General features: G+C 34.6%; 6 protein-coding genes and 1 CRISPR repeat array. All 6 genes read left to right on the forward strand.

Annotation, left to right across the window (positions count from 1 at the left end; genetic code table 11):
- Positions 1-14: 14 nt before the first annotated feature.
- Genes cas5c through cas2 form a run of 6 tightly spaced genes read left to right on the forward strand, consistent with a single transcriptional unit; the run spans position 15 to position 5,484 of the window.
- Positions 15-752, forward strand: coding sequence for a type I-C CRISPR-associated protein Cas5c (cas5c, locus tag Q0649_RS17890; RefSeq protein WP_298845220.1), 738 nt, complete (start codon positions 15-17; stop codon positions 750-752).
- Positions 727-2,643 carry a type I-C CRISPR-associated protein Cas8c/Csd1 gene (gene cas8c, locus Q0649_RS17895; protein ID WP_298845223.1) on the forward strand — a complete coding sequence of 639 codons (1,917 nt, stop codon included), beginning with the start codon at positions 727-729 and terminating at the stop codon, positions 2,641-2,643. The genes cas5c and cas8c overlap by 26 nt, the downstream gene beginning before the upstream one ends.
- Before the next feature lies 1 nt (position 2,644).
- On the forward strand, positions 2,645-3,502 hold the full coding sequence (gene cas7c, locus Q0649_RS17900) for a type I-C CRISPR-associated protein Cas7/Csd2 (RefSeq protein ID WP_298845226.1): 858 nt from the start codon (positions 2,645-2,647) through the stop codon (positions 3,500-3,502).
- Positions 3,492-4,157 (forward strand): CRISPR-associated protein Cas4, encoded by a 666-nt coding sequence (gene cas4, locus Q0649_RS17905; protein ID WP_298845240.1) that lies wholly within the window; start codon positions 3,492-3,494, stop codon positions 4,155-4,157. The genes cas7c and cas4 overlap by 11 nt, the downstream gene beginning before the upstream one ends.
- Positions 4,154-5,185: a type I-C CRISPR-associated endonuclease Cas1c gene (gene cas1c, locus Q0649_RS17910; RefSeq protein ID WP_298845230.1), complete on the forward strand. Its 1,032-nt coding sequence runs from the start codon at positions 4,154-4,156 to the stop codon at positions 5,183-5,185. The genes cas4 and cas1c overlap by 4 nt, the downstream gene beginning before the upstream one ends.
- 8 nt (positions 5,186-5,193) lie before the next feature.
- Entirely contained in the window at positions 5,194-5,484 is a 291-nt protein-coding gene (gene cas2 / locus Q0649_RS17915) for a CRISPR-associated endonuclease Cas2 (protein WP_298845232.1), read from the forward strand.
- Between the two features lie 166 nt (positions 5,485-5,650).
- Positions 5,651-6,276: direct repeats of the CRISPR family, unit length 32 nt; unit sequence GTCGCTCCTAACATAGGGGCGTGGATTGAAAT.
- The last annotated feature ends 23 nt before the right edge of the window (positions 6,277-6,299 follow it).

Here is a 6,299-nt window from a genome sequence, read left to right on the forward strand (position 1 = left end):
GGAGGTTGAGGTAAGTGGAAAGAGAAAATATTGTTGAATTTAAAGTTAGTGGGCGTTACGCACTTTTTAGCGATCCTATAAATAGAATTGGAGGAGAAAAATTCTCATATCAAGTACCGACTTATCAAGCATTAAAGGGAATGCTTGAGAGTGTATATTGGAAGCCTACACTAAGATGGATAATTGACGAAGTTAGAGTAATTAATCTAATTAAAACTCAATCACAGGGAATACGACCCGTAAACTTTAGTGGAGGGAATACGCTGTCCATTTATACGTATCTGGCAAATGTTGAATATCAAGTAAGAGCTCATTTTGAATGGAACTATAATCGTCCTAATTTAGAGCAGGACAGAAATGAGAATAAGCATTATTTAATTTCTAAAAGAATGATCAAATGTGGTGGTAGAAGGGATGTTTTCTTAGGAACCAGGGAGTGTCAAGCATATGTTGAACCATGCAAATTTGGAGAAGGAGAGGGGGATTATGACAATTATGGGTCGCTTTCCTTTGGGCTAATGTTTCATGGCTTTGATTATCCGGATGAAACAGGGGAAGATGTACTAACGGCTCGGCTTTGGACACCAATAATGAACAATGGTTATATCAAATTTATAAGACCTGATGAATGTACTATAAAACGTGAGCTATCATCAATGAAACCTAAGGTGTTTGATGAAAATAATTTCAGTGGTTATGAGGAATTTGAAAAGGAGGGGGAGATTATTGAGCTGGATACAGAAACTTTATGATACTTATGAGAATTGCAAAAGTGAAGTGGGGGTTCCTGGAACAGATGAGAAGAGAATTACGCTTCTTCCAATTTCCCATTCAACGCAAAATGCGCAAATAGAAGTTGCTATTAATGGAGAGGGTAAATTCCTAAGGGCAAGGCTACTTGAAAAAAATGAAGTTATTACAATTATTCCTGTAAATGAAGATTCGGCTGCAAGGGGGAATGGAAATTTACCGCACCCACTTTGCGATAAATTGCAATATGTTGCTGGTGATTATAGCAAGTATGTAGAGAAGAAAAAAGGTGAAAAATTTTACGAAAATTATATAGGGAAACTTGAGGATTGGTGTAATTCACCTTACTCTAATAGAAAAGTTAATGCAATTTTATGTTATTTAAAAAAGAAAGCACTTATATCAGATTTAATACATCAGAAGATATTGATATGTGATGATAATGGTGGGCTTAAACAAGGTGTGAAGCTTGGAGTAGGTGATCAAAGTGATGCTTTCATAAGATTTAGGGTGGAAATTTTGGGTGAAGATGAATCTGCTGTATGGCTTGATAAAGATATTTATGAAAGTTATATTAATTATTATTTAAGTCTTAAAGAAAAGGTAGATTTGTGTTATGTAAAGGGACAAGTCATTCCTTGTTCAGTAAAACATCCTGCAAAGATTAGACATACAGGAGATAAGGCAAAACTTATTTCGGCAAATGATGCTAGTGGGTTTACATATCGAGGACGGCTTGGTGGGGAAGATGACAAAAATAAAGTTGTGAGTATTGGTTACGAAACTTCACAAAAGGCACATAGTGCATTACGATGGCTTATAGAAAAACAAGGTTATAAAAATGGTGATCAGGTGATTATAGTCTGGGGCACTAAAAATCAAGATATTCCTGACCCTTTGTGCGATACGCAAGATAGTATGTTTGGTAAAGAAGAGCCAGCTGCTATTTCAACCGAAAAGGAGTTTGCAAAGAGGTTGAATAGTGCTATTGCAGGTTATGGTTGTGATTTAGCTATAAAAGCTGAAATAATTATTATGGGACTAGATGCCGCAACAACAGGAAGACTATCTATCACATATTATCGCGAACTTGATGGTATGGATTTCTTAAATAGGATTGAAAACTGGCATAAGACTTGTATTTGGAAGCATTCGTATAAAAAAATATCCGATGGTGTTGATGAAAAAGGAAAATTGAAATTTAAGCCAATTACTTTTATCGGTGCTCCATCTCCTAAGGATATAGCTTTAGCATGTTATGGGGATAAAGTGAATGATAAGTTAAAAAAATCAACTGTAGAAAGATTATTACAATGTATTATTGATGGTGCTGGGATACCTTATGATTTTGTAAATTCAGTAATAAACCGTGCTTCAAATCCAGTTTCAATGGAAAAGTGGGAATGGGAGAAAGTATTAACAATAACTTGTGCATTAGTGAAAAAATATAGATATGATAAATTTAAGGAGGAATGGTCAATGTCACTTGATGAAAATCAGATGGATAGAAGTTATATTTTTGGCAGGCTTTTAGCGGTAGCACAGCAAATTGAAGAATATGCGTTATATACGGTTGGTGAAAAAAGAGAGACGAATGCAGAAAGACTAATGCATCAATTTAAAATTCATCCTTATAAAACATGGGGTATTATTACAGATAAGCTTAAGCCATATATGGCAAGGTTAGGGTTAAAGGGCACAAGTTTAACGGAACTAATGACAAAGATAAATTCTATGTTACCATATGAAGAATTTACAAGTCAAAAGAAATTAGATGACAGTTATATCTTAGGTTATTATTGCCAAAGACAAGTTTTTATTGATGAAAAAAATAAAAGAATAGAAGAAAATGCAAAAAAGAAATTACAAAAAACAAACGAAGGGGAGATTTAATATGAGTAATTTTGTAAATAAGATTGATTTTGCGGTTATTATTTCAGCTAAAAATGCAAATCCTAATGGAGACCCATTAAACGGAAATAGACCTAGAGAAAACTACGATGGGTTTGGTGAGATTTCTGATGTTTGCATCAAAAGAAAAATTCGTAATCGCCTTCAAGACATGGGCGAGGAGATATTTGTTCAATCAGATGAGAGAAGAACAGATGGCTTTAGAAGTCTTAAAGATAGGGCTGAAGGTTGCCCAGAACTAAAAAAATCAAATAAAGACAAAGAAAATTATGCGAAAATAGCTTGTGAAAAATGGATTGATGTTAGAAGTTTTGGTCAAGTATTTGCATTTAAAGCAGGAGCTGATAATTCTGTTTCAATTGGGATAAGGGGACCGGTTTCAATCCATTGTGCTGTAAGTGTTTCACCAATTGAGATATCAAGTATGCAAATAACAAAAAGTGTTAATGGAGAAACTCAGAAAGACCCAGATAAGAAAAGTTCAGATACAATGGGTATGAAGCATAGAGTTGAATTTGGCGTTTATGTGATTTATGGAAGTATTAATATTCAATTAGCAACAAAGACAGGTTTTAGTGAAGAGGATAGTGAACTTATTAAAAAGTCATTAATAACACTTTTTGAAAATGACTGTTCATCTGCTCGCCCTGATGGAAGCATGGAAGTATGTAAGGTTTATTGGTGGAAACATAATGCACAAATGGGTCAATATTCTTCTGCAAAGGTGCATAGAAGTTTGCAAGTTGTACCAATTGTAGATATACCAAAGAGTATTAATGATTATAATATTTCTAATGAAACATTAGATGGGCTAATACCAGAAATATATGATGGAATATAAAGAAGATGATTTTTTGCTGTTGTCTGGGATACAACATTTTGAATTTTGTAAACGTCAGTGGGCATTGATACACATAGAACAGCAATGGCAAGAAAATCTTCGAACAATTGAGGGCGAAATTCTTCATGAGAAAACACATGATGATACTGTAAAAGAAAAACGTGGAGATATAATTATTTCCCGTGGGATGAAAATATTCTCGTATACACTTGGAATAACTGGAACTTGTGATGTAGTTGAACTACATAAGGATTCGCAGGGGGTAAATATATTTGGAAGGACTGGGAAATATAAGCCAGTTCCTGTAGAGTATAAGCGTGGGAAACCAAAAGAAGATGCATCAGATGTTCTACAATTATGTGCACAGGCTATGTGTATTGAGGAAATGTTATTATGCCAGATTCCTGAAGCATATTTGTTTTATGGGGAAACAAAACGTAGACTTAAAATCGTATTTGATAATGAATTACGTGATCATGTGAAAATTATTTTTAAAGAAATGCATGAATTATATGATAGAAGATATACACCTAAAGTTAAAATATCTAAAAGCTGTAAAGCGTGTTCACTTACTGAGGTTTGCATGCCGAAGTTATGTAAAAATCCATCTGCCCTTAATTATATTAAGAAAAATATTTTGGAGGTGGAAGAATGAGAAAACTACTAAATACACTTTATGTTACATCTCCAAATACTTATTTATCCCTTGATGGAGGAAATATTGTGATTTTAAAAGAACAAATAGAAATTTCAAGAATTCCATTACACAATCTTGAAGGGATTGTGGCTTTTGGTTATACTGGTGCAAGTCCAGCATTAATGGGTGCATGTGCAAAACATAACATTGCATTAAGTTTTATGAAACAAAGTGGTAGGTTCCTTGCAAGAGTAGTTGGTGAGGTTAGGGGTAATGTTACTTTAAGAAAGGCTCAGTATAGGCTTTCAGACAGTAATGAGGAAAGTAATAAAATAGCTAAAAACTTTATTATAGGAAAAATTTATAATGCGCGTTGGGTTATTGAACGTGCAACTCGTGATTATGCAATAAGACTTGACGTTGATAAGTTAAAAGGAGTTTCTAAAACTCTTGTAAATTCGCTTTCATTAGTTGAACAAAGTGAAAATTTAGATCAGCTCAGAGGATATGAGGGGGAAGCAGCTTCGCAATATTTTAGCGTATTTGACGATCTAATTCTTCAACAAAAAGAATCTTTTTATTTTCATTGTCGTAATAAACGTCCACCTCTAGACAATGTTAATGCGATGTTATCATTTGTATATACGCTTTTAGCACACGATGTTGCAGCGGCATTGGAAACAGTTGGATTGGATCCTTACGTAGGATTTTTACATCGTGATAGACCGGGTAGAGTTTCACTAGCTCTTGATATGATGGAAGAGTTACGTTCAGTTTATGCAGATAGATTTGTTATATCATTAATAAACAAAAGGGAAGTAAATTCAAAAGGTTTTACACAAAAGGAAAATGGAGCAGTTAATATGGATGATGAGACAAGAAAAAGCATATTGAAAGCTTGGCAAAGCAAGAAGCAAGAGAAAATTACGCATCCATTTTTGCAAGAAAAAGTAGAATGGGGACTCGTACCATATGTTCAGGCAATGCTATTGGGTAGGTTTATTCGTGGTGATTTGGACGGATATCCTCCATTTATGTGGAAGTAGGTGATAAAATGTTAGTGCTTATAACGTATGATGTAAATACACAAACGCCAAGTGGGATGAAACGGTTGCGTCAGGTGGCAAAACAATGTGTTAATTACGGTCAGCGTGTTCAAAACTCAGTTTTCGAGTGTGTATTGGATGCAGCCCAATGCCGTGAGGTTGAGCATAAGCTTGAGAAAATCATTGATAAGGATAAAGATAGTTTGCGATTTTATTATTTAGGGAACAATTATAAAAATAAGATTGTGCATATAGGTGCAAAAGAATCAATTGATATTGAAGGTACACTTATAATTTAGTGCGTATGTTAAGCAAACATAAAATAGTGGAGCCTTCGCACCATAAATATAGTAAAAAATCTTTGTTAAAAGTGTGATATATGATAGGAGGGATATAAATTAAGAAGAAAAATGTAAAAATATCTTAAATTCTCATAAATTTAAAGGATTTTGGGTTATTTTTGCTGTCGCTCCTAACATAGGGGCGTGGATTGAAATCGAATCACCGCTATATATCACTTTGTCTAAACTGTGTCGCTCCTAACATAGGGGCGTGGATTGAAATACATATATAAGAAAAGGAATATTGGTTAAACTGGTCGCTCCTAACATAGGGGCGTGGATTGAAATTATGATTTGTTGAATAGTTAAAGGTTTTGATTCTGTCGCTCCTAACATAGGGGCGTGGATTGAAATAAACTCACTACAACACTTGCAGCAGTCAGTGCAAGTCGCTCCTAACATAGGGGCGTGGATTGAAATAAAGGTGTTCGCAAACAAACTACAGAAGAAATTGAGTCGCTCCTAACATAGGGGCGTGGATTGAAATTTTAGCTATTAAATCAATTAAAACAGTGGGAATTGTCGCTCCTAACATAGGGGCGTGGATTGAAATTATGGATCTAAGTAAAATTAAGGATAAAGAACAGTCGCTCCTAACATAGGGGCGTGGATTGAAATATACAGACATTTTGAAGTAGATAATCCAAAACAAGTCGCTCCTAACATAGGGGCGTGGATTGAAATCCATTACTACCTTATCACCTGCCATAGCTATTACGTCGCTCCTAACATAGGGGCGTGGATTGAAATGATTTAATCCCAAACCAATTTTC

It is taken from the genome of uncultured Clostridium sp. (assembly GCF_937920395.1).
Taxonomy (GTDB): Bacteria; Bacillota; Clostridia; order Clostridiales; family Clostridiaceae; genus Clostridium_AD.